This is a genomic window from Pseudonocardia sp. (assembly GCF_050246655.1).
Classification (GTDB): domain Bacteria; phylum Actinomycetota; class Actinomycetes; order Mycobacteriales; family Pseudonocardiaceae; genus Pseudonocardia.
Genome location: NZ_JBFWVQ010000082.1, coordinates 1 through 21,562, shown reverse-complemented (window position 1 = coordinate 21,562; position 21,562 = coordinate 1). Strand labels below are relative to the sequence as shown.

Below are 21,562 nucleotides of genomic sequence, written 5' to 3'. Positions count from 1 at the left end.
GAGCACACATGGCCGACGAGCCGCCGGATCTGGACCAGCGGCTCGTCGATGCCATCGAGCGCGTCGGCGATGCCGCGCGAGCCATGCTGCGCCGGGCAGCCGCCGCGGAGGGGCTCACCCCGACCCAGACCCAGCTGTTGCTGCGGATCACGTCGGACACGGCTCCCGCGCAGGGCACCGGCACGCTGGCCAGCTGGCTGGAGGTGACGGCGCCCACCGTCAGCGACGCGGTCCAGGCGCTGGCCCGCAAGGGGCTGGCCGAGCGAGTGCCCGATGCCACGGAGCCCCGACGGCGCGTGTGGTCCGCGACGCCGGCCGGCCTGCAGGCCGCGGCCAGGCTGCGTGGCTGGCGCGATCCGCTGCTGACCGCGCTGGGCGACCAGCGGGACGGCGCGAAGGCCGGCGCGCTCTCGTTGCTGTTGACGACGATCGCCGCGCTCAACGCCAGAGGGCTGATCAGCACCGCACGCACCTGCCTGACGTGCCGCTTCTTCAGCGGTGAACCCGACGGTGAAGCCTGGTGCGCGTTGCTGGAGACCCCGCTGGTCCCGGCCACGCTGCGGGTCGACTGCCCAGAGCACTGTCCGGTGTCGAGCGCGTGACCTGACTCGGTGACGACGGTGTCGTCCAGCACCGCGGACCGGGCTCAATCACAGCGAGGCGGCGGCGGGTGAGCGTCGGCAGCGTGGCGGTATGGGACTGCCTTGACCAACCTCACCGTCATCGTCTCGCCGCTCGGGATCCGGTGTTCACGCCGTTCCCCCGGCCGGGCGCCGGACAGCGCCATGCCCAGCGGCGAGCTGGGCGAAAAGATCGGGAGCTCGTCGTTGTCGGTGGATTCCTCGCGGTCGGCGAGCAGGAAGGTCTCGGTGAGCCCTGCCGCCTCGTAGTGCACGGTCAACACCATGCCCGGCTCGGCGACGCCGTCGTCGGGTGGCTCGTGGTCGACGGCCGCGTTGCTGACGAGTTCTTGGAGATGTCGGATCCTGAGCGCGCGGTACTCCCGGTCGGTGTGTCCTCGATGCCCGTCCGTGGCGCGTTCTACCAGTAGCCGCGCGAGCTCGACCCGGACCCGGTCCAAGGTCTGTTCGGTCAGCCAGACTCGCTGCGTGTCGACCGGCATCGGTCGGTCCTCCTGTCGCTGTGGGGGCGGGGACGTCGGGGTCTCGTCTCGAGGTTCAGCCCATTCGTCCGAGCCTGACGGACCGGATGAACGGGACCCGATGACCGGCCTCGACGAGATCGCGACGGTCGGACCGTGTGCGCCCGACCGGATCGTCATCGTCGACCACGTCGCGTGGAACCGGGATCGAGCACCGTTGCACGATGTGCTCGGCGAGCCGCATGGCAGCGCTTCGCACCGACGTCGGTACCGATCCACGGTCGGCCGCCAGCTCGAGGCCTATCGCGCACAGGAGACTGTCCACAGGGCGTGCCAGGTCTTCTGCGGTCACGCCCGCCTTCCGGCGCGCGCGAAGGAGCAGAGCAGCGGATCGGCACGCGTCGGCCTCCGTTCGACCGGCGCTGTCCGGACAAGTGTGCGACATCATCGGGGTGCCTCCTGGTCGGTGCCTGGTCGGTGCAGGTGCGCCCGCGCGCGTGGTCGATCCCCCCGCCAGTCGGGCCGGCGATCGGGGAGAGGCGCGGTGTCCCGGACCGGCCGGGGCGGGGCGGGCCGCGTGTGCGGCTCCTTGACCACCACCCTGCCTCTTCGGCATGTTCGCGTCAGCGGGCGTCCTCGGTGGACTTGGCGGGGTGCACGTTGCCGACGCTCGGCAGTACCGATACCGGCGCCCGTGTGTTTCAGGCTCTGGATCTGCAGGGATGGCGGGCGACCTGCCGGCGCCGATCGGGTTGGGACGCGGTGTACGACATGGCGCGGCTGACCGATCGGGCCCGAGGAAGGTGCCGCACCAATCGCTGACGGCTGCCGAGGCTGCCGGACGCCGGCAACCTGGTCGGAGTGAAGTTGGCCGGTCGCACCGGTACCGGTGGGACCGACGCTCCGGTCATGGTGGGAGCAGGCCGGGCGCAACCCCCGGCAGGTCGCCAGGAGGATCCGGTCGCGAGTCCCTGCCGCCCGCTCGGCGGTCCGGGGGTCTCCCGCCGACGCGAGGTGCGGGTCGGGCGGCCGGATCAAGGAGAGTCGTCGTGCTCAGTGACTGCCAACGCAAGACGCGGCGCCAGGTCCAGCGCCCGCCTCGTCGTGGCCGGCTGGAGCCCACCGCGCGCCTGGACGTGGCCTACCTCGCGCTCGACGCATCCACGGTGGCTCGGCTACCCGTCCTCGGGGTCGTCCTCCTCACCGGGATCGCATCATGAGCGCGGCTGCCGCGCGCCGCGACATCGCCGACCGCGACGACATCGCCGGGCTGGTGGCCGAGTTCTACCGGCGGGCGTTCGCCGACGAGATCCTCGGCCCGATCTTCGTCGACGTCGCCCGCGTCGACCTGTTCACGCATCTGCCGGTGATGGGCGACTTCTGGGACACGGTGTTGCTGCGCACCGGGCGATACCACCGCAACGCACTCCGGCCCCACCTCGCCCTCGCGGCCGAGGTCGAGCTCACCGACACGCACTTCGCACGCTGGCTGGACCTGTGGACCGCAACGGTCGACGAGCGACACGCGGGGGCACGGGCGGAACTGGCCAAGACCCAGGCCACCCGGATAGCCGGCTCGATCCGCCGCCGGATACTCGATGCGTAGTCCGGCGATCTCGTCACCATCCAGACACGACATCCAGGCCCGGGGCACAGCGTGACCGCCGTCGAACCGAAACCGATCACCCCACACCGGTACCCGCCGGGCCGAAGGGTCAAGGGATCGCGGCTGCTGACGATGTTGGCGACCACGGACCCGAAGGACATCGCGGTCCTGTACCTGGTGACCTGCATCGGGTTCTTCATGGCCGGTGGGGCGATGGCGCTGCTGATGCGCGCGGAGCTGGCGCTGCCGCAGGCGCAGTTCCTGTCGCCCGAACAGTACAACCAGCTGTTCACGATGCACGGCACGATCATGCTGCTGCTGTATGCGACGCCGATCCTGTTCGGCTTCGCCAACTACATCGTGCCGCTGCAGATCGGCGCCCCGGACGTGGCGTTCCCACGGCTCAATGCGTTCTCCTACTGGCTGTTCCTGTTCGGTGGGCTGACGGTGCTCTCGAGCTTCCTCACCCCGGGCGGTGCGCCGGACTTCGGCTGGTTCGCCTACACCCCGCTGTCGGGTGCGATCCACTCGCCGGGAGTCGGCGCCGATCTGTGGATCACCGGTCTGATCCTCGCCGGGCTGGGCACCATCCTCGGCGCGGTCAACTTCATCACCACGATCATCTGCATGCGCGCCCCCGGCATGACGATGTTCCGGATGCCGATCTTCACCTGGAACATCCTGTTCACCGCGATCCTCATCCTGATTGCGTTCCCGGTGCTCACCGCCGCACTGTTCGGGCTACTCGTCGACCGCAAGCTCGGCGGCCACGTGTTCGACCCCGCCAACGGCGGCGTCATCCTGTGGCAGCACATGTTCTGGTTCTTCGGCCATCCCGAGGTCTACATCGTGGCGCTGCCGTTCTTCGGCATCGTCACCGAGATCATCCCGGTGTTCTCCCGCAAGCCGCTGTTCGGCTACAAGACGATGGTGTTCGCCACGGTCGCGATCACCATGCTGTCCGCGGCGGTGTGGGCGCACCACATGTACGCCACCGGCGCGGTCCTGCTGGCGTTCTTCTCCCTCACCAGCTTCCTCATCGCCATCCCGACCGGGATCAAGTTCGTCAACTGGATCGGCACGCTGTGGAAGGGAAAGATCACCTTCGAGACCCCCATGCTGTTCTCGGTCGGCTTCATGGTCACGTTCCTGTTCGGCGGCATGACCGGGGTGCTGCTGGCCTCGCCGCCGCTGGACTTCCACGTCACCGACACGTACTTCGTCGTCGCGCATTTCCACTACGTGCTGTTCGGCACGATCGTGTTCGCCACCTACGCCGGCATCTACTTCTGGTTCCCGAAGATGACCGGCCGGATGCTGGACGAGACGCTCGGCAAGTTCCACTTCTGGACCACCTTCGTCGGCTTCCACCTGACCTTCCTCGTGCAGCACTGGTTGGGCAACGAGGGCATGCCGCGCCGCTACATCGACTACCTGCCCTCGGACGGCTTCACGGCGCTGAACATGGTCTCGTCGATCGGGGCATTCGTCCTCGGCGCGTCCACGCTGCCGTTCCTCTGGAACGTGCTCAAGAGCTACCGGTACGGCCGCGTGGTCACCGTCGACGACCCGTGGGGCTACGGCAACTCGCTGGAGTGGGCGACGTCGTGCCCGCCGCCGCGGCACAACTTCACCGAGCTGCCCCGCATCCGTTCCGAGCGCCCGGCGTTCGAGCTGCACTACCCGCATCTGGTGGAGCGCTACCGCGCCGAGGCGCACGCCACCGGGGGTTCGGGCCGCACCCGGACCGCGCCGTCGGAGGTCGCCGACCACGCCCTCCACCACGACGTCGAGGACGGTCCGCGTGCTCGATGACCTGGACGCTGCGGCCGAGCTCGTGTGGGAGAACGAGGGCGGGCGCCTGCGCGCTGCGCCGCCCGAGGGAGCCTTCGAGGGATCCCGCGACGGCGCTACGTCCGGCGAGCGCGACGGCCGTGATCCACGGGGCCACGGCCGTGCCGTGGTCGAGTCGCCGCGCCCCTGACCCGATCAGCCGGCCCCTGATCAGCCACGAGCGACTCCCAGGCGACCGGCAGCCACTATATATCGTGATACGATATAAGTGAGGTAGACGCCCGCCCCCGAGTTGCGGAGACAGGCTGACGCGAAAGGGAGGTGCGTGGTGCTCGATGACCGCGAGCGGGACGTGCTCGTCGAGATCGAACGCCGGCTACTGATCGAGTACCCGGAGCTGGCCCGGTCCTTCGACGCGGTGCGCCGTCACAGGGCGCCCGATCACCGCCGAGGCGCCCGGGTGCTCACCACCGTCGCCGGGTTGACGCTCTGGGTCGCACTGTGGAGGGGTCCGCGCCCGCTGACCGACACCGAGGTCGCCATCCGCGGGGCCGCGGCCCCGTCGCGGAGGGCAGCGGAGGCTCGGGATGTCCGCGACCACGGTTCCGCGTGGCCGGGGGTCCGCACCGGAAGCGGACTCGCCCGTCGGCCGGTCCCCGAGCGCGGGAGGGCGGCCATCCGCGGCGTCTGGAGCTGCTGCGGCTGGGGGCTTGCCCGACCCGTCCACGCTTCGAGGAGGCAGGTCCGATGATCGGTGATCGCGCGATCCGCGCGCCCAGCGCGACGGCCCGGCGTCGCGAGGTGTCGTACTGGTGCGCGAACGGCCACCAGACGCGGCGGGCATGGTCCGCCGCCGCGGCGGTGCCCGAGCGTTGGGAATGTCGACACTGCGGCCTCCCGGCAGGCCGGGACGACGCTCATCCTCCAGGTCCGGCGCCCACCAAGCCGTACAAGTCCCCGCTGGACCACATGCTCGAACGCCGCTCGGAAGCCGAGTGTGAGGCGCTGCTGGCCGAGGCGTTGCAGGGCCTGCGAGCCCGTCGCCGCGCCCGCAGCAGGCTCGCCCGGCCGCATGGACCACTGCGATGACCGCACGACCGGCACGTCCCTGCACATCCACGGCCGGCGGGGAGCGCACCGACACACCCCACGTCGCCGCCGATGATCCCAACCTGGCCGTGGCGAGCTCGGCTCCGCCACGTTGCGCCGCTGAGAACGCGAGGAGCCCGAGAATGCATGATCCGCGCTACGTCCGGGTCGGGCGGGTCTACGACCGGCGCACCGTCGAGGACGGAACGCGGGTGCTGGTCGATCGGCTCTGGCCGCGCGGCCTGCGCAAGAGCCAGGCCGATCTCGACGAATGGTGCCGGCAGATCGCCCCGTCGGCGGCCCTGCGTCGGTGGTACGGCCACGACCCGGACCGGTTCGCCGAGTTCGAACGCCGCTACCGGATCGAACTTCAGGATGCCGAACGAGCCGAACCACTACGACATCTGCATGAGATCGCCCGCCGGGAGACGCTGACCCTGCTCACCGCCACCCGGGACGCCGACATCAGCGCGGCCACCGTGCTCGCGGACCTGCTCGCCGCCGAGACGGGGACCGGCTGACGGCCACCCCCACCGGCGCGGGCCTGACGGTTCGTGTGGTCACCGCCCGCCTGGTCGTCGTCAGCACACCCGCCGCCGGAAGATCTCGTCCGCGACGTTGACGGCGCTGCCGTCGACCATTCAACAACTGTTTCTTCACCTACGACAGATCGGAAGATCAATGGCCGAGGACGTGTACCCGGCGGCGACACCGCAGCTCGCCGCGCACCGCAAACAACTGGCACCGGAGATCAATGAGGCTTTCGAGAACTTCAGCCGTGCCGTCTTCGCCGAGGGCGCCCTGCCGGAGAAGACGAAACAGCTGATCGCAGTGGCGGTCGCGCACGTGACGCAATGCCCGTACTGCATCAAGGGGCACACCAGGCTCGCTCGCCGAAAGGGCGCACGGCCCGAGGAGATCATGGAGGCGATCTGGGTCGCCGCCGAGATGCGAGCCGGGGGCGCGTACGCCCATTCGACATTGGCGCTGCATGCCCTGTCGGCGCTGCATGCCGGGGGTGAGGGCGCGGCCGAACCCGCAGCGCACCGGTAGTGCGCACCACACCATGCACGGAGGAGAGGGACCATGACTGCGGCACCCGAACGGCCGGCGGCGATCGGAGGACGGTGGCCTCGCCAGCGTCCTGACGTCGACCCTGCGGAGACACAGGAATGGCGGGAGTCACTGGACGGTGTGGTCGACCACGCCGGGCGCAACCGCGCGCGCCATCTCATGCTCAGCGTGCTGCAACGGGCCCGAGAGCGGCACGTCGGCGTCCCGGGCCTGCGCAACACCGACTACGTCAACACAATCCCACCGAAGTCCGAGCCGGCGTTCCCCGGCGACGAGCGGATCGAACGGCGGATCCGGGCCTACATCCGGTGGAACGCCGCGATGATGGTGCACCGGGCACAGCGGCCCGGGATCGGGGTGGGCGGGCACATCTCCACCTACGCGTCGGCAGCGTCGCTCTACGAGGTGGGGTTCAACCACTTCTTCCGCGGCCACGACGCGGTGGGCGGCGCCGACCAGGTCTACTTCCAGGGCCACGCCTGCCCGGGCGTCTACGCCCGCGCGTTCCTGGAGGGCCGGCTGTCCGAGCACCGGCTCGACGGGTTCCGCCAGGAGCTCTCCCACGCCGGCGGCGGACTGCCGTCCTACCCGCACCCGCGGCTGATGCCCGACTTCTGGGAGTTCCCCACCGTGTCCATGGGCCTGGGCGGGCTCAACGCCATCTACCAGGCACGGTTCAACCGCTACCTGCACGCCCGCGGCATCGCCGACACCAGCGGGCAGCGGGTGTGGGCGTTCCTGGGCGACGGCGAGATGGACGAGCCGGAAGCCCTCGGTGCGATCGGCGTCGCCGCCCGCGAGGGGCTGGACAACCTCACGTTCGTCGTCAACTGCAACCTGCAACGCCTCGACGGTCCGGTCCGCGGCAACGGAAAGATCATTCAGGAGCTGGAGGGCGTGTTCCGCGGCGCCGGCTGGAACGTGATCAAGGTGATCTGGGGCCGGGAGTGGGACCCACTACTCGCCGCCGACACCGACGGCGCCCTGGTCGAGCTGATGAATGCCACCGTCGACGGGGACTACCAGAGCTTCAAGGCCGAGTCCGGCGCGTTCGTCCGGGAGCACTTCTTCGGCCGCGACCCGCGCACCGCGGCGATGGTCGAGGGTCTGTCCGATGCGCAGATCTGGGGCCTCAAGCGCGGCGGGCACGACTACCGCAAGCTCTACGCGGCCTACCGGGCGGCGACCGAACACACCGGCGCGCCGACGGTGATCCTGGCCAAGACCATCAAGGGGTGGACGTTGGGCGCGCACTTCGAGGGCCGCAACGCCACCCATCAGATGAAGAAGCTGACCCGCGAGGACCTGCGCGGCCTGCGCGATCGGCTCTTCCTCGACATCCCCGACGCCGCGCTGGACGAGACGCTGCCGCCGTACCACCGGCTGCGCCGCGGCTCCGACGAGCTGGCCTACCTGCACGAACGTCGCCAGGCCCTGGGCGGGTACCTGCCCGCCCGCACCGTCGGCAGTACGCCGCTGGTGCTACCGGGCGACCCGGTATACGCCGTGGCACGCCGGGGATCGGGCCGGCAGGACGTGGCTACCACGACCGCGTTCGTCCGGCTGCTCAAGGACCTGATGAAGGACCCGGAGATCGGGCACCGGTTCGTGCCGATCATCCCAGACGAGGCCCGCACCTTCGGGCTGGACGCCCTGTTCCCGTCCAAGAAGATCTACTCCCCGCACGGGCAGCGGTACCTGTCGGTGGACCGCGACCAGCTGCTGAGCTACCAGGAGGACACCGCGGGTGTCCTGCTGCACGAGGGCATCACCGAGGCCGGGTCGGTCGCCTCCTGGACCGCGGCCGGCACCTCGTACGCAACCCACGGCCAACCGATGATCCCGATCTACATCTGCTACTCGATGTTCGGCTTCCAGCGCACCGGCGACGGGTTGTGGGCAGCCGCGGACCAGCTGACCCGCGGGTTCCTGCTCGGCGCCACCGCCGGGCGCACCACGCTCAACGGGGAGGGCCTGCAGCACCAGGACGGGCACTCGCTGCTGCTGGCCTCGACCAACCCGGCGTGCCTGGCCTATGACCCGGCCTACGCCTTCGAGCTGGGCTTCATCGTGCGCGACGGGCTGCGCCGGATGTACGGGGAGCCACGGCCGGGCGAGGACCCGAACGTCTTCTACTACCTCACCCTCTACAACGAGCCGATCCCCCAGCCACCGCAGCCCGACGGCGTCGACACCGCCGGCATCCTCGCCGGGATGCACCGCTACAGCGCCGCGCCCGACGGGGACGGGCCGACCGTCCAGATCCTCGCCTCCGGCATCGCCGTGCCGGCGGCGTTGACGGCGCAGCGGCTGCTGCACCAGGACTGGCGGGTGCGCGCCGACGTCTGGTCGGTGACCTCCTGGACCCAGCTGCGCCGCGACGCCCTCGCCGCGCAGGACTGGAACCACCGCAATCCCCGCCTGCCCCCACGGATCCCCTACGTCACCCGCCGCCTGCGTGAACGCCCCGGCCCGGTGGTGGCGGTGTCGGACTGGATGCGGGCGGTACCCGACCAGATCGCACCGTTCGTGCCCGACACGTGGTCCAGCCTGGGCACCGACGGGTTCGGCCGCTCCGACACCCGCCCCGCGCTGCGCCGACATTTCGGCGTCGACGCGCCCGCGATCGTGCTCCGCGCGCTGGCGCAGCTGGTCGAGCGCGGGGATCGGGACCGCTCGGTGCTGGGCCACGCGATCAGGGCCTACCGGCGCGACGGGCACGGGCCCGCCACCTCGACGACCGGCGACGACGACCGGTCGCCTGGATGACGGGCCTGCGCGGGGAGGCGAGACGGCGATCTACGCCGGGTCGGCGGTCAGCCGCACGCAGCAGCGATCCGGTGCCGGGTCGAGTCTGGCCTGCACGCCGGGGTGTCCGAGCTCGTCGAGCATCGCGGTGATCAGGTGCAGGTTCATCCCGCACACGAGCGCCGTGTGCTCGCGCGCCAGCGCGTGGAACGGGCAGTTCGCGAGCACGACCTCGGCGCCCTCGGCGCGTGGTTCGTACCCGTGCGCGGCGAGCGCCGCGCAGAGGGAGTCGAGCGTGGCCGCGGCGCGGGGCGCGCCGGACGGACCTTGCGGGGCGCCGAGCCGATGCCCGGCGGCGGCGGCCGCGCGCTGCACCGCCTCGAGAACGGGACCACCGGTGCGGGCCGCCTCATCAACCGCGCCGGCCAGGATCTGCCCGGCCAGGTCGTAACGGCGGGGGGGCAGCGTGACCGCGACCTGCCGGTCCGAGCGCCGGTAGAGCTTCGTCGGGCGGCCCGCCCCCGGCCCGCGGCGACCGGACAGCCGCCGGAACTCGGTGTCGAGCAACCCTTCGGCGACCAGCTTGTCCAGGTGGAACTTCGCGGCGTGCCGGGGCAGGTCGACGCCGGCGGCGGCCTTGTCCCGGCTCACCGGTTCGGGCTGGGCGACGACGTAGAGGTACAGCGCCCGCCGCGCCGGCTCGGCCAGCGCGCTGACGCCGCTGACCTGCGCGACCAGGTCGTCCACCGGCCCACCACCTTCTAAAGGACATCAGTATTGACGTAAGAGATTTTCCGCTCTAACGTCAACCGTACAGTCCTTTAGAGGTTGGAGACACGATGACCACCTACCAGAGCACGCCCGCCCCGTCGGCCGGGACCAGCTCCCCGGCAGGCCGCCAGGCATTCCTGCTGCTGCGCACCGTGTTCACGGTCGCGCCGATCCTGTTCGGCCTGGACAAGTTCGTCGGGCTGCTCACCGACTGGGAGCAGTACCTGGCCCCGCAGATCGACGCCCTCATCCCCGGCACCGCGCACCAGGCGATGCTCGCCGTCGGGGTCGTGGAGATCCTCGCCGGCGTGCTCGTCGCGGTGGCGCCCCGCATCGGTGGCCTCGTCGTCGCCGCCTGGCTGGCCGGCATCATCGTCAACCTGCTGCTGCTCGGCGGGTTCTACGACGTGGCGCTGCGCGACTTCGGGCTGCTCGTGGGCGCACTCGCGCTTGCGCGGCTCGCTCCCGCGATCAGCCTCCCCGTCCACCGGACGCGGGCGTCATGACCTCGCCCGCCGCGATCGCGAAGGCCACGCCCCTGCGTGTCGTTCCCCCGCTGGAGGGGGTCGACCTTGCCGGCGCGGAACGTGCCGCCGCCGAGTTCCTGGCGGCGCTCGGCCTGGCCAGCTCCGGTGCCACGGCCGACACGCCGCGGCGGATGGCCCGGGCCTACGCCGAGATGCTCACCCCGCGCTCGTTCGACCTGACCACGTTTCCCAATGACGAGTACTATGACGAGCTGGTGCTCGCCCGCGCCATCCCGGTGCAGTCGGTCTGTGAGCACCACATGCTCCCGTTCCTCGGCGTCGCCCACGTCGGGTACCTGCCGGGGCGGCGGATCCTCGGGCTGTCCAAGCTCGCCCGGGTGGTCGAGCTGTTCGCCCGCCGCCCCCAGGTCCAGGAACGGCTCACCAAGCAGGTCGCTGACTGGCTGCACGCCCACCTGCAGCCGCGCGGCGTCGGTGTGGTGATCGAGGCCGAACACCTGTGCATGACGGTGCGAGGTGTGCGGGCCGGCGGCGCGCACACCACCACGTCGAGCCTGCTGGGGACGCTGCGCGAGGACCCCCGCTCCCGCGCGGAGTTCCTCGCCCTCACCACCTCCAGCCCGGCGACGTCCGGAGGCCGTCATGGCTGACCCGCTCGGCGACCTGACCCGCGCCGGGGTCGCGATCTGGCTCGACGACCTCAGCCGCGGCCGGCTGGCCACCGGCAGCCTGGCCCACCTGATCCGCGGATCCCACGTCGTCGGCGTCACCACCAACCCGACCATCTTCCAGAAGGCGATCAGCGGCAGCGACCACTACGACTGGCAGATCCGCGACCTGGGGGCCCGTCGTGTCGACGTCGAGAAGGCCGTCCGCGCGCTCACGGTCCAGGACGTCGCCTGGGCCTGCGACCTGCTGCGCCCGACCTACGACGCGGCCCTGGGCGTGGACGGGCGGGTGTCGATCGAGGTCGACCCGCGGCTGGCCCACGACACCGAGAAGACGGTCGTCGAGGCCCGCCGGCTGTGGTGGATGGTCGACCGCCCCAACCTGTTCGTCAAGATCCCCGCGACGACCGGCGGCCTGCCTGCCATCACGCGGTGCCTGGCCGAGGGCATCAGCATCAACGTGACGCTGATCTTCTCACAGCGTCGCTACGCCCAGGTGCTGGACGCCTTTCTCGACGGCATCGAGGCGGCCCGCGCCGCAGGCCGCGACCTCACCGGGCTGGCATCGGTCGCGTCGTTGTTCGTCAGCCGTGTGGACACCGAGATCGATCGACGCCTGGACGCTCTCGGTTCCGTCGAGGCCAAGGCGATCCGCGGCACCGCCGCGATCGCCAACGCCCGGCTGGCGTTTCAGACCTACGAAGAGGTGCTCGACTCCGACCGCTGGCATGCGCTCGCCCGGGCCGGCGCCCGGCCGCAGCGGCCCCTGTGGGCCTCGACGGGCGTGAAGGACCCGGCCTACGCCGACACCCGCTACGTCCTCGAACTGGTCGCCAGCGGCGTGGTGAGCACCATGCCCGAAGCGACCCTGCGCGCCGTGGCCGATCACGGCACCGTCCGCGGCGACACGATCCGACCCGGCTACGACGACGCAGCCCGGGTGATGACCGCGCTCGCGGACCTCGGCATCGACTACGACGACGCCATGCGCACGCTCGAGCGCGACGGCCTGGCCACCTTCCAGGCGTCCTGGGCCACGCTCGCAGAAACCGTCCAGCACCGGCTCGCCGCCGCGCGACGCGGCGGCGGAGAGGACACGCCCCGATGAGTGACTCACGCACGTTCGCCATCGTCGGCGCCGGCCTGGCCGGCGCCAAGGCCGCCGAAGCGCTGCGGGCCGAGGGCTTCGACGGACGCGTCGTCCTGCTCGGCGCCGAACCCCATCGGCCCTACGAACGGCCACCGCTGTCCAAGGGCTACCTCCAGGGCGGCGCCGACCGCGAGTCGATCTATGTCCATCTGGCGCCGTGGTACGCCGAGCACCGCATCGAGCTCCTGCTCGACAACCCCGTCACCGAGCTCGACCGCCGCGGCCACGAGCTCGTCACCGGCGACGGCGGCCGGCTGCGCTACGACAAGCTGCTGCTCACCACCGGGGCCACCCCGCGCCGGCTACCGGTACCCGGCGCGGACCTCGCACGAGTGCACTACCTGCGCAGCCTCGACGACAGCGACCACCTCAAGGCCGCGTTCGGGCCGGGAACCCGAGTGGTGATCATCGGCGCCGGCTGGATCGGCCTGGAGACCGCGGCCGCCGCCGCAACCGCCGGAGCCGAGGTCACCGTGCTCGAGCGCGCCGAGCTGCCGCTGCTGCGTGTCCTGGGACCAGAGGTGGCGAGGGTCTTCGCCGACCTGCACACCGACAACGGGGTGGATCTGCGGTGCGGGGTGACGGTGTCGGGCATCCGGCCCGCCGCTGCCGACCGATCGGCCGTCGGCACGGTACTGCTCGCCGACGGCAGCGAACTCGACGCCGACGTGGTCGTCGTCGGGATCGGCGTCGAACCGAACATCGAGCTGGCCAGGTCCTGCGGGCTGGGCGTCGACAACGGCATCCTCGTCGACAGCCACCTACGAACCTCCGACGCCGACATCCTCGCCGCCGGTGACGTCGCCAACGCCTACCACCCGCTGCTGGGCCGTCGGCTGCGCGTCGAACACTGGGCCAACGCCCTGCACCAACCGCTCGTCGCGGCCAAGACCATGCTCGGGCAGAACGCCACCTACGACCGCCTGCCCTACTTCTTCACCGACCAGTACGACCTCGGCATGGAGTACACCGGCTACACCGATCCCGACGGCGACGACCAGGTCGTGATCCGCGGCGACCTGGACGCCCGGGAGTTCATCGCGTTCTGGCTGCACCACGGGCACGTCGTGGCCGGGATGAACGTCAACGTGTGGGACGTGACCAAGCCGATCCGAGAACTGATCGTTTCCGGCGAGCGGGTCGACGCCGCCAGACTCAGCAACCCCGACGTCTCGCTGACCGAGCTCGTCCGACCCTGAACTGAACCGAACTCCTCTCAGGAAGAGGCGTCCGCCCGCAGAGCGCGCTTGCGGAGCTACCACGACCCGGACGCGACGCTCATGAACGCTCGATCCGGCCGGGCTGCGCTACGCCCCCCGACGCCTCGAGCCGATCCTCCGCACGCGCAAGGCCCTCGCCGCGCCTGTGGTGTCGGGTGAGGCACGGCGACCTGATCCGCACCCACCCCGACAGCGAGCCGACCTGAGACAAGATCGTCGCCCGCAACCTCCTCGTCGCGCTCTACGCCGACGACTACCAGGCGTCCGGCGGGCCGTCCTCGGGCCGGTCGAACGCGATGTGCAGCGGTGCGAGGTCGAGGTCGGGGTGTTCGGCGGCGAACGTGGCGAGGCGCTGCCTGACGGCTGGTCGTTCCCATGACGGCGCGACCTGCGCGCAGCGTGTCATCGCCGAGGTGGCCTCGTCGGTGGAGGCCCGGGTTCGCGTCCGCCCGCACATATCCCGTGGCGCTCGCACACACGGTCTGCGGTGTGTGCAGACACCGACGGGTGTGTGCCACCGCTGGCACGTATGTGCGACCGTGCCCGCCTGACCGGTCCATTCAGTCGCGACGTGCTGCCCCTTGCCGTGGGCCGGCCAACCGCGTTGCCACCGGCTAGCGAACTCTGCGTCCGGTCTCCTGACACGAGTAGCCCCCGAGCATCTCGACGCCTGCCCGGAAGTCGGCACGCGCGAGAAGGGCCCACAGCGGGGCGAGCAGTTCGTCGTCGACGAGCTCGGATCGGAGCACGAGGTCGTACGGCTCGCGCGCGACGGGGACGAAGTCGAGGCCGAAGGCGCGAGCAGCGGCCAGGATGCCCATCCCGGCGTCGGCTCGCCCGGCCGCGACGGCCGCGGCCACCGCGAGGTGGGTGTGCTCCTCACGGGTGTACCCGGAGACCTGCGCCGGATCGAGCCCGCGCCGGGACAGCTCGTGGTCGAGGAGCACGCGGGTGCCGGCGCCGCGCTGGCGGTTCACGTACCGCACCTCGGGACGGACCAGGTCGTCGATACCGGTGATCCCGGCCGGGTTCCCGGGCGCGACGAGCAGGCCCTGGTCACGATGGACGAGCCGGATGACGGCGATGTCCGCTCCGGCGAGGAGGCGGTCCACGTACGGCAGCGTGTACTCGCCGGTGGCCGGATCGAGCAGGTGCGAGCCGGCGAGGTGACACAGCCCGTCACGCAGGGCGACCAGGCCGCCGAGCGACCCGACGTTCGACGACGCGAGCGTGACGAGCGGATCCGCTGCCCGCAGCGCGGACGCCGCGACGTCGAGCACGAGATCGTGGGAGCCGATCGCGACGATCGTGCGTCCGATCTCCCCGAGTCCGCGGAGCAGCTCGACGCGGACCTCCTCGCCGGCATGGTGGCCTTCGAGACCTGCCGGAACCACGAGCAGACCGTCGGCCCGGACGAGCGAGGTGAGCACGCCCGCTCCGCGGGGGAGTGGCGTGGCGACTATGCCGTTACCTGGGCCGCCGCCGACGCGGCCGAGCCGGACCCGCACCCAGTCGTCGGCGCCGATCGTCGAGGCGAGCTTGCGGGCCAGCCGCGCGGACGTCGACGGGCGTTCCAGTGGCGCAACGCCCTCCAGGGCGGCGAGCATCGGAGCGGCGAAGATGTCGAAGGTCAGGGCCGCGGACACCGGATAGCCGGGCGCGCCGAGCACCGGTGTGGCCTGCGCGCCCGTGGCGGGCGCCACGGTGCCGAGCACGACGGGGTGACCCGGCCGTACGGCGACGCCGTGCACGGCCAGCGTGCCGGCCGCCGCGACGACCCGGGCGGTGTAGTCGTCGCGTCCGGCACTCGAACCGGCGACGAGGATCACCAGGTCGGCCGCCACAGCGGCCTCGCGCAGCGCGGCGGTGATCAGGTCGGGATCGTCGGCGACGATGTCGGTCACCTGTGCCTCGCACCCGATTTCGCGGGCCTGCGCGGCGAGCATCAACGAGTTCGTGTCGAGGATCTCGCCCGGAGCGGGTTCGGTGCCGATCGGGCGGATCTCGTCGCCGGTCGGGACGATCATCACCAGCGGCCTGCGACGCACCACCAGCTCGACGGCGCCGGCCGCCGCGCAGGCGGCCGCGTCGACCGGCCGCAGCCGGTGTCCCTCGGGAAGGAGCAGCTCGGTCGCGCTGATGTCCTCGCCGATCGAGCGGACGTGCTGGTAGGGCGGGACGGCAGCGCGGAGCTCGGCGAGTCCGTCCGCCGTCCGGTGCACGTGCTCGCGCATCACGACGGCGTCGTAGCCGGAGGGGAGCGGGTCGCCGGTGTCGACCACCTCGAACTCGCCGACCGCCAGGAGGAGCGGGGTGGTCTCGGTGGCCCGCGTCGTCGATGCGGCCAGCACGGCGATGCCGTCCATGGCCGCGGAGTCGAACGCCGGTGAGGACCGCCGCGCCCAGACCGGTTCGGCCGTGACGCGGCCGACCGCCTCGCCGACCGGGACCCGGACAGTGCCCACCCGCTCCGGGCACCCGTCCGCGGCGCAGGCGTGCTGCCAGGCGGCGACGGCCTGCGCCGCCGGGACGTCGGAGATGAACGGGCTGGCCGGTCTCATGGGTCGGACGGTATCCCCGGTCGCGCGGGTCAGCGGTACAGGACGACCTCGACCTCGCTGTCGGCGTCCAGACCGGTCGCCGGTTCGGGGACCACGACGTAGCCGTCGGCGCGGGTGAGCACCGAGAGCAGCGCCGACGGTCCGAAGAGCGGTTCCGCCACCTCGCCGCGGACGCGCACCTGGACGATGTCGACCCGGCCCGCCGCCGATGCCAGGTCGCGCGACAGGCGGGCCCGCGTCGTCGGCTCCGGTGGTGGCGCGGCGCAGCCGCCCAGCCGCCACACCAGCGGGGCACCGACCAGGCGGAAGACGACGAGCGCTGAGAGCGGGTTGCCGGGCAGGCCGATGAGCGGCACACCGCCGCACTCGGCGAGGAGCGTCGGTTTCCCGGGTTTGAGTGCGAGGCCGTGACACCAGATCGTGCCGAGTGCGGCCACTGCCCCGGCGGTCTCGTCGCGCGCGCCGACCGACGACCCGGCCGAGACCACGACGAGGTCGGCCCCGATCGAAGCGCTGCCCAACGCGTCGCGCAGGACCCTCTCGAGGGCGACGCGGTCGTCGGGGACGATGCCGACGACGACCGGTTCACCGCCGGCCTCCGTGACGAGCCCGGCGAGTGCCGAAGCGGTGGCGTCGCGCACCTGCCCGGCGGCTAGCACCGGCGTGGCCGAAGGCACGACCTCGTCACCGGTGGAGATGATCGCCACGCGCGGGCGGGCGTGCACGTCCACCGCGCCGACCCCGGCGGCGGCGAGCAGCCCGAGCTCGGCGGACCGCAGCGGCCGCCCGGCGGTGATCAGCGTGGCACCGGAGGCGACGTCCTCGTCGGCCCGGACGAGCCCGGCGCCGGGCGCCACGGGCCGGGTGACCTCGATCGAGCCCGGCATCGTCGCGGCGGTGTACTCGACCATGACGACGGCGTCGGCCCCTTCCGGGAGCACGGCGCCGGTCGGGACGGCCACGCATCCGCCGGGCGGCACCGTGACGGTCGGGGCCGCGCCCATCCGGACGGCCCCGGCGAGGTCGAGGTAGGTCGGCAGGCCCTCGGAGGCACCGTAGGTGTCGGCGGCACGCACCGCGTACCCGTCGACGGTCGAGCGTGGGAAGCCCGGCAGCGCCTCGGGAGCGAGGACGTCGGCGGCCGGTACCCGGTGCAGCGCGGCGGCCAGCGGGACGGACTCGATCGTCGTCCGCCGCGTGGGCCGGAACCCGGCGAGCGCGTCGGAGACGGTCCGGGCGGTGAAGAACTCCCGTCCGGGCCGGATCGTCAGGTCGCTCATCGAGCTCCCTCGCTGCGCTCGGTCGCCCGCTTCGCGGACGCGCGGTGTCGATGGTTCGCTCGCCGAGGCTCGCTCACCGCTCCGGCTGTTCCGACGCCCCGTCCGGTCTGGGCTGGTCGCGCGCCGCCGCACCGCCCTTGTCCAGGCCGAGCACGCTGACGACCGGTCCCAGCGCCACCTGCCCGAGACCGCAGATCGAGGTCTTGCGCATGGCCTCCTCCAGCCGCAGGATCTGCCCGCGCTGCGCGTCGTCCAGCCGCGTGGCGCCGGACTCGACGACCCCGCGTAGCAACTCGTGCGCCTTCGTGGAGCCGACCCGGCACGGCACGCACTTGCCGCAGGACTCGTTGCGGAAGAACCGGAGGACGTTCGTCGAGGCCGCGAGCAGGTCGGTGCCCCGGGCCAGCACGACCACGGCCCCGGAGCCGAGCATGGTGCCGGCCTCGGCGGCCGCGCCGAAGTCGAGCCGCATGTCGAGCTGGTCGGGCCCGATGAAGTTCGACGACGCCCCGCCCGGCTGCACGGCCCCGACGGCGGCGCCGCCGGTCACCCCACCGGCCAGGTCGATCAGCTCGCGGACCGTCGTACCCATCGGGACGCAGTACACGTCGGGCCGCTCGACGTGCCCGGAGACGGCGAAGAACTTCCACCCGACCGACTCATCGACGCCCTGATCGGCCCACCACTGCGCGCCACGCTGCACGATCACCGGCACGTCGGCGAACGTCTCGACCGAGTTCATCAGGGTGGGGCGGCCGTGCAGGCCGTAGTTGCCGGGGAACGGGGGCTTGTTGCGGGGCTCGCCGCGGTGGCCTTCCATGCACTCCAGCAGCGCGGTCTCCTCGCCGAGGATGTACCCGCCGGGGGAGACGAACACGTCGACGTCGAGCCGGCGGCCGCTGCCGCACGCATCGGGTCCGACGACCCCGGCCGCGCGGAGTGCCTCGATCTCGGTGCGCAGCACCTCTTCCTCGGGGCCGTACTCGTGCCGGATGAAGACCCAGCCCTCCTCGGCGCCGACCACCGCCATGCCCAGGAGCAGCCCTTCCAGCACGAGGTGCGGCTGGGTGGCCAGGATCTGGCGGTCCTTGAAGGTGCCGGGCTCGGACTCGTCGGCGTTGCAGACGGCGTACGTGGTGCCCGCCATGCGGCGGACGAGCTCCCACTTCTGGCCGGTGGGGAAGCCGGCACCGCCCATGCCGCGGAGGCCGGACTCCTTCAGGGTGGCGACGATGTCGTCGGCGTCGAGTGCACCGTCGAGCAGCGCTCGCAGGGTCGCGTAGCGCTCGCCGACGCCGGAGCCGGCGGGATACGGGTCGTTGGGCCACGGCTCGTCGCGAGTCTGCGCGGTGGCCCGGCCGGCGCTGTCCACGCGGGCGTCCTCGACGACCGCGTCCACCTCGTTCATCTGGACGGGACGCTCGTTCACCGCCGCGGCCGGTGCGATGTCGCAGCGGCCCAGGCACGACACCTCGACCAGTTCGACGTCGGTGTCGTCGCCGTAGCGCTCCTTCAGCTCCGCCAGCCGGGCGTCCCCGTCCCGCAGGAAGCAGGCGAGGTCGTGGCAGACGTGCAGCGCGACCTTCGCCGGCGGCGAGGTGCGGAAGTGCGGGTAGAACGAGATCAGGCCCTCGATCTCGTAGCGTGGCCGCCGGGCGTCGCGTGCCAGCTCCTCCAGCTCCTCGCGGGGCAGCCAGCCGACCCTGGCCTGGATCGCGTTGAGCGCCGGGATCAGCGAGGGACCGGGAAACTTCCCGGCCCGCGCCTCGACCCCCGGGACCCGCCGCGACCGGACCTCGGCGGCGTGGTCGGTCACCTCGGTCATGCGCGGTCTCCCTGCGTCTTGTCGACTCCGGCGGTTCCCGAGTACGACATGCCGAGCGGCTCCACCTGGACCGCGCAGAACTTGAACTCGGGGATCTTCCCGAACGGGTCGATCTCGTCGATCGTCAACAGGTTCGCGGCCGCCTCCCGGAAGTGGAACGGGATGAAGCAGTTGCCCAGCTGCTCGCGGTGGCTGACGCGCACGAGCAGCTCGATGGCCCCACGCCGTGAGCGGGCCCGCACCATCTCCCCGTGGGACAGCCCGCGATCGGCGGCGTCCTTCGGGTGCATGTAGACCTCGGCGACCGGGGCGATCGTGTCGAGCGCGAACGACCGGCGCGTCATCGATCCGGTGTGCCAGTGCTCGAGCAGCCGGCCGGTGTTGAGCACCAACGGGTACTCGGCGTCGGGCAGCTCCCTGGGCGGGAGCCATTGCGCTGGGACGAGGTGGGCCAGCCCGTCGTCGGTGTTGAACTTCTCGTCGAACATGACGATCGTGCCGTCGGAATGCTCCGGGTCGGCGTTGGGATAGAGCTTCCCGGACGGCCCGAGATTGGCGTAGGAGAGGTTGGTGTAGCTCGGCATCAGCGGGACCATCTCGTCGAAGACGTCGTTGGGTGCGCCGTAGTTCCAGTCGAGCCCGATGCGCCGCGCGATGTCCTGGACGATCTCCCAGTCGGCACGGGCCTGCCCCGGCGGGTCCAGCACCTTGCGGCCGAGCTGCACGCGCCGGTCGGTGTTGGTGTACGTGCCGTCCTTCTCCAGGTAGGAGGTGGCCGGCAGGATCACGTCGGCGAACTCGGCGGTCTCGGTCAGGAAGATGTCCTGCACCACCAGGAAGTCCAGCGCCGACAGCGCCCTGCGCACCTTGTTGATGTTGGGGTCGGACAGGAACGGGTTCTCCCCGAGCATGTACATCCCGCGCACGCCCTCGGGCTCCAGCACCGACTTGATGATCTCGGTGACGGTGAGACCCCGGTTCGGGTTCAGCGGGGTGCCCCACGCCTCCTCGAAGCGGTGCTGCACGGCGTCGCGGTCGACCCCCTGGTAGTCGGGGTAGAACATCGGGATCAGGCCCGCGTCCGAGGCGCCCTGTACGTTGTTCTGCCCGCGCAGCGGGTGCAGGCCCGTCCCCGGTCGCCCGACGTTGCCGGTGATCGAGCACAGCGCGATGAGGCAGCGGGCGTTGTCGGTACCGGTGGTGTGCTGGGAGATCCCCATCCCCCAGTAGACGACGGCCGCGCCGGCCTCGCCCCAGGTACGCGCGACCTCCCGGATCGTGTCGGCGTCGACATCGGTGATCTGCGCGGCTCGTTCGGGTGGATAGTCGGCCACCGTCCGCGCCAGCTCGTCGTAGTTCGACGTGCGGTTCGCCACGAACTCGGCGTCGATCAGCCCGAGCCGGATGATCTCGTACATGAGCGAGTTGTAGAAGGCCACGTCGGTGCCGGGCTTGAGCTGCACGAAGATGTCGGCGTGCTCGGCGACCGTCGACGCGCGCGGGTCCACGTAGATGATCTTCGCGCCCCGTCGGCGGGCCTGCTTGAAGAACGAGCTGGCCACCGGGTGGTTGGCGGTCGGGTTGGAGCCGGTGATGATCACGACGTCGGCGTTGGCGACGTCGCCGTAGGTCGTGGACACGGCGCCCGAGCCGACGCCCTCGAACAGCGCGGCGACCGACGATGCGTGGCACAGCCGCGTGCAGTGGTCGACGTTGTTGGTGCCGAACCCGGTCCGGATGAGCTTCTGGAAGAGGTACGCTTCCTCGTTGGAGCACTTCGCCGAACCGAACCCGGCGATCGCATCCGGTCCGCCGGCCGCGTGGATCTCGGTGAGCCTGCGCGCGATCAGGTCGAGGGCCTCGTCCCAGGTGGCCTCGCGGAAGTGCGGCATCACCTCGTCGTAGTCGACGAGGCCGCCGGGCTTGCGGCCCCTGTCCTTGCCCGGGCGGCCGTCCTTGCGGCCGCCGCCGCTGCGGTTGCCGCCGTCCCCGCCCCGGCCCCGGTCGTTGTCGGTGCGGTCGTTGTAGGTGCCGCCACGGCCGTCGCCGCGCACGTCGGCCGACAGCGGGCCCTTCGGGTAGGACGAGGCGATCCGGATGAGCGGCACGGTGAGCCGCTGCGGGGAGGCCGAGTAGTCCCAGCCGTAGCGACCCTTGACGCACAGCCTGCTCTGCGAGCCCGGCTG

At 71.6% G+C, this 21,562-nt stretch carries 21 protein-coding genes; 14 read left to right on the top strand and 7 right to left on the bottom strand.

All coding sequences use genetic code 11. From position 1 onward, the window contains the following. Positions 1 to 8 precede the first annotated feature (8 nt). Positions 9 to 602 carry a MarR family winged helix-turn-helix transcriptional regulator gene (locus AB7J25_RS22030; RefSeq protein WP_428511629.1) on the top strand — a complete coding sequence of 198 codons (594 nt, stop codon included), beginning with the start codon at positions 9 to 11 and terminating at the stop codon, positions 600 to 602. Between the two features lie 44 nt (positions 603 to 646). Here AB7J25_RS22030 and AB7J25_RS22025 read toward each other — a convergent pair whose 3' ends face one another. Continuing rightward, positions 647 to 1,123, bottom strand: a complete 477-nt coding sequence (locus tag AB7J25_RS22025) for a GreA/GreB family elongation factor (protein WP_428511627.1) — start codon at positions 1,121 to 1,123, stop codon at positions 647 to 649. 1,028 nt (positions 1,124 to 2,151) lie between these two features. On the opposite strand from AB7J25_RS22025, the gene AB7J25_RS22020 reads away from it, so the two are divergent. The 9 genes from AB7J25_RS22020 (at position 2,152) to aceE (ending at position 9,434) form a co-directional block, all read left to right on the top strand. Further along, complete coding sequence (locus tag AB7J25_RS22020) at positions 2,152 to 2,322, top strand: hypothetical protein (protein WP_428511625.1); 171 nt, start codon at positions 2,152 to 2,154, stop codon at positions 2,320 to 2,322. Further along, a complete protein-coding gene (locus AB7J25_RS22015) occupies positions 2,319 to 2,708 on the top strand; it encodes a group III truncated hemoglobin (RefSeq protein WP_428511623.1) in 390 nt (129 codons plus the stop codon). Before AB7J25_RS22020 ends, AB7J25_RS22015 begins: the two co-directional genes overlap by 4 nt. A gap of 51 nt (positions 2,709 to 2,759) precedes the next feature. Beyond that, a complete protein-coding gene (gene ctaD / locus AB7J25_RS22010; protein WP_428511621.1) occupies positions 2,760 to 4,523 on the top strand; it encodes an aa3-type cytochrome oxidase subunit I in 1,764 nt (587 codons plus the stop codon). Next, complete coding sequence (locus AB7J25_RS22005) at positions 4,513 to 4,692, top strand: hypothetical protein (RefSeq protein WP_428511619.1); 180 nt, start codon at positions 4,513 to 4,515, stop codon at positions 4,690 to 4,692. Before ctaD ends, AB7J25_RS22005 begins: the two co-directional genes overlap by 11 nt. Positions 4,693 to 4,827: 135 nt before the next feature. Then, entirely contained in the window at positions 4,828 to 5,253 is a 426-nt protein-coding gene (locus tag AB7J25_RS22000; protein WP_428511617.1) for a DUF3040 domain-containing protein, read from the top strand. After that, complete coding sequence (locus AB7J25_RS21995; RefSeq protein ID WP_428511615.1) at positions 5,250 to 5,591, top strand: RNA polymerase-binding protein RbpA; 342 nt, start codon at positions 5,250 to 5,252, stop codon at positions 5,589 to 5,591. Before AB7J25_RS22000 ends, AB7J25_RS21995 begins: the two co-directional genes overlap by 4 nt. A 143-nt stretch (positions 5,592 to 5,734) precedes the next feature. Then, a complete protein-coding gene (locus tag AB7J25_RS21990; protein ID WP_428511613.1) occupies positions 5,735 to 6,112 on the top strand; it encodes a DUF488 domain-containing protein in 378 nt (125 codons plus the stop codon). 160 nt (positions 6,113 to 6,272) lie between these two features. Then, positions 6,273 to 6,644: a carboxymuconolactone decarboxylase family protein gene (locus AB7J25_RS21985; RefSeq protein WP_428511611.1), complete on the top strand. Its 372-nt coding sequence runs from the start codon at positions 6,273 to 6,275 to the stop codon at positions 6,642 to 6,644. Positions 6,645 to 6,677: 33 nt separating this feature from the next. Continuing rightward, complete coding sequence (gene aceE / locus AB7J25_RS21980; protein ID WP_428511609.1) at positions 6,678 to 9,434, top strand: pyruvate dehydrogenase (acetyl-transferring), homodimeric type; 2,757 nt, start codon at positions 6,678 to 6,680, stop codon at positions 9,432 to 9,434. Positions 9,435 to 9,464: 30 nt separating this feature from the next. On the opposite strand, the gene AB7J25_RS21975 is transcribed toward aceE, so the two are convergent. After that, a complete protein-coding gene (locus AB7J25_RS21975; RefSeq protein WP_428511607.1) occupies positions 9,465 to 10,160 on the bottom strand; it encodes a helix-turn-helix transcriptional regulator in 696 nt (231 codons plus the stop codon). 92 nt (positions 10,161 to 10,252) lie between these two features. On the opposite strand from AB7J25_RS21975, the gene AB7J25_RS21970 reads away from it, so the two are divergent. From AB7J25_RS21970 to AB7J25_RS21955, 4 genes are read left to right on the top strand one after another with little or no spacing between them, the layout of a single operon-like run. Then, positions 10,253 to 10,690 carry a hypothetical protein gene (locus AB7J25_RS21970; RefSeq protein WP_428511606.1) on the top strand — a complete coding sequence of 146 codons (438 nt, stop codon included), beginning with the start codon at positions 10,253 to 10,255 and terminating at the stop codon, positions 10,688 to 10,690. Beyond that, a complete protein-coding gene (folE, locus tag AB7J25_RS21965) occupies positions 10,687 to 11,322 on the top strand; it encodes a GTP cyclohydrolase I (protein ID WP_428511604.1) in 636 nt (211 codons plus the stop codon). The genes AB7J25_RS21970 and folE overlap by 4 nt, the downstream gene beginning before the upstream one ends. Beyond that, positions 11,315 to 12,448 (top strand): transaldolase, encoded by a 1,134-nt coding sequence (gene tal, locus AB7J25_RS21960; RefSeq protein ID WP_428511602.1) that lies wholly within the window; start codon positions 11,315 to 11,317, stop codon positions 12,446 to 12,448. The genes folE and tal overlap by 8 nt, the downstream gene beginning before the upstream one ends. After that, complete coding sequence (locus AB7J25_RS21955; protein ID WP_428511600.1) at positions 12,445 to 13,689, top strand: NAD(P)/FAD-dependent oxidoreductase; 1,245 nt, start codon at positions 12,445 to 12,447, stop codon at positions 13,687 to 13,689. The genes tal and AB7J25_RS21955 overlap by 4 nt, the downstream gene beginning before the upstream one ends. Positions 13,690 to 13,963: 274 nt before the next feature. Here AB7J25_RS21955 and AB7J25_RS21950 read toward each other — a convergent pair whose 3' ends face one another. The 5 genes from AB7J25_RS21950 to fdhF form a co-directional block, all read right to left on the bottom strand. After that, positions 13,964 to 14,116 carry a hypothetical protein gene (locus AB7J25_RS21950; protein WP_428511598.1) on the bottom strand — a complete coding sequence of 51 codons (153 nt, stop codon included), beginning with the start codon at positions 14,114 to 14,116 and terminating at the stop codon, positions 13,964 to 13,966. Positions 14,117 to 14,324: 208 nt separating this feature from the next. Continuing rightward, the gene (locus AB7J25_RS21945) at positions 14,325 to 16,271 is read right to left on the bottom strand and encodes a molybdopterin biosynthesis protein (protein ID WP_428511596.1); all 1,947 of its coding nucleotides are present in this window, start codon (positions 16,269 to 16,271) and stop codon (positions 14,325 to 14,327) included. Positions 16,272 to 16,300: 29 nt separating this feature from the next. Then, complete coding sequence (locus AB7J25_RS21940; protein ID WP_428511594.1) at positions 16,301 to 17,551, bottom strand: molybdopterin molybdotransferase MoeA; 1,251 nt, start codon at positions 17,549 to 17,551, stop codon at positions 16,301 to 16,303. A gap of 73 nt (positions 17,552 to 17,624) precedes the next feature. Further along, complete coding sequence (locus AB7J25_RS21935) at positions 17,625 to 19,376, bottom strand: NAD(P)H-dependent oxidoreductase subunit E (protein WP_428511592.1); 1,752 nt, start codon at positions 19,374 to 19,376, stop codon at positions 17,625 to 17,627. Further along, on the bottom strand, positions 19,373 to 21,562 hold a 2,190-nt coding region (gene fdhF, locus AB7J25_RS21930; RefSeq protein WP_428511590.1), incomplete at its 5' end, for a formate dehydrogenase subunit alpha. The genes fdhF and AB7J25_RS21935, both read right to left, overlap by 4 nt.

Bases quoted from the DNA above. Each gene is read 5' to 3' on its own strand.
- AB7J25_RS22030 (WP_428511629.1), top strand. From the start codon at position 9: ATGGCCGACGAGCCGCCGGATCTGGACCAGCGGCTCGTCGATGCCATC.
- AB7J25_RS22025 (WP_428511627.1), bottom strand. From the start codon at position 1,123: ATGCCGGTCGACACGCAGCGAGTCTGGCTGACCGAACAGACCTTGGAC.
- AB7J25_RS22015 (WP_428511623.1), top strand. From the start codon at position 2,319: ATGAGCGCGGCTGCCGCGCGCCGCGACATCGCCGACCGCGACGACATC.
- AB7J25_RS21995 (WP_428511615.1), top strand. From the start codon at position 5,250: ATGATCGGTGATCGCGCGATCCGCGCGCCCAGCGCGACGGCCCGGCGT.
- AB7J25_RS21990 (WP_428511613.1), top strand. From the start codon at position 5,735: ATGCATGATCCGCGCTACGTCCGGGTCGGGCGGGTCTACGACCGGCGC.
- AB7J25_RS21985 (WP_428511611.1), top strand. From the start codon at position 6,273: ATGGCCGAGGACGTGTACCCGGCGGCGACACCGCAGCTCGCCGCGCAC.
- aceE (WP_428511609.1), top strand. From the start codon at position 6,678: ATGACTGCGGCACCCGAACGGCCGGCGGCGATCGGAGGACGGTGGCCT.
- AB7J25_RS21970 (WP_428511606.1), top strand. From the start codon at position 10,253: ATGACCACCTACCAGAGCACGCCCGCCCCGTCGGCCGGGACCAGCTCC.
- folE (WP_428511604.1), top strand. From the start codon at position 10,687: ATGACCTCGCCCGCCGCGATCGCGAAGGCCACGCCCCTGCGTGTCGTT.
- tal (WP_428511602.1), top strand. From the start codon at position 11,315: ATGGCTGACCCGCTCGGCGACCTGACCCGCGCCGGGGTCGCGATCTGG.
- AB7J25_RS21955 (WP_428511600.1), top strand. From the start codon at position 12,445: ATGAGTGACTCACGCACGTTCGCCATCGTCGGCGCCGGCCTGGCCGGC.
- AB7J25_RS21950 (WP_428511598.1), bottom strand. From the start codon at position 14,116: ATGACACGCTGCGCGCAGGTCGCGCCGTCATGGGAACGACCAGCCGTC.
- AB7J25_RS21945 (WP_428511596.1), bottom strand. From the start codon at position 16,271: ATGAGACCGGCCAGCCCGTTCATCTCCGACGTCCCGGCGGCGCAGGCC.
- AB7J25_RS21940 (WP_428511594.1), bottom strand. From the start codon at position 17,551: ATGAGCGACCTGACGATCCGGCCCGGACGGGAGTTCTTCACCGCCCGG.
- AB7J25_RS21935 (WP_428511592.1), bottom strand. From the start codon at position 19,376: ATGACCGAGGTGACCGACCACGCCGCCGAGGTCCGGTCGCGGCGGGTC.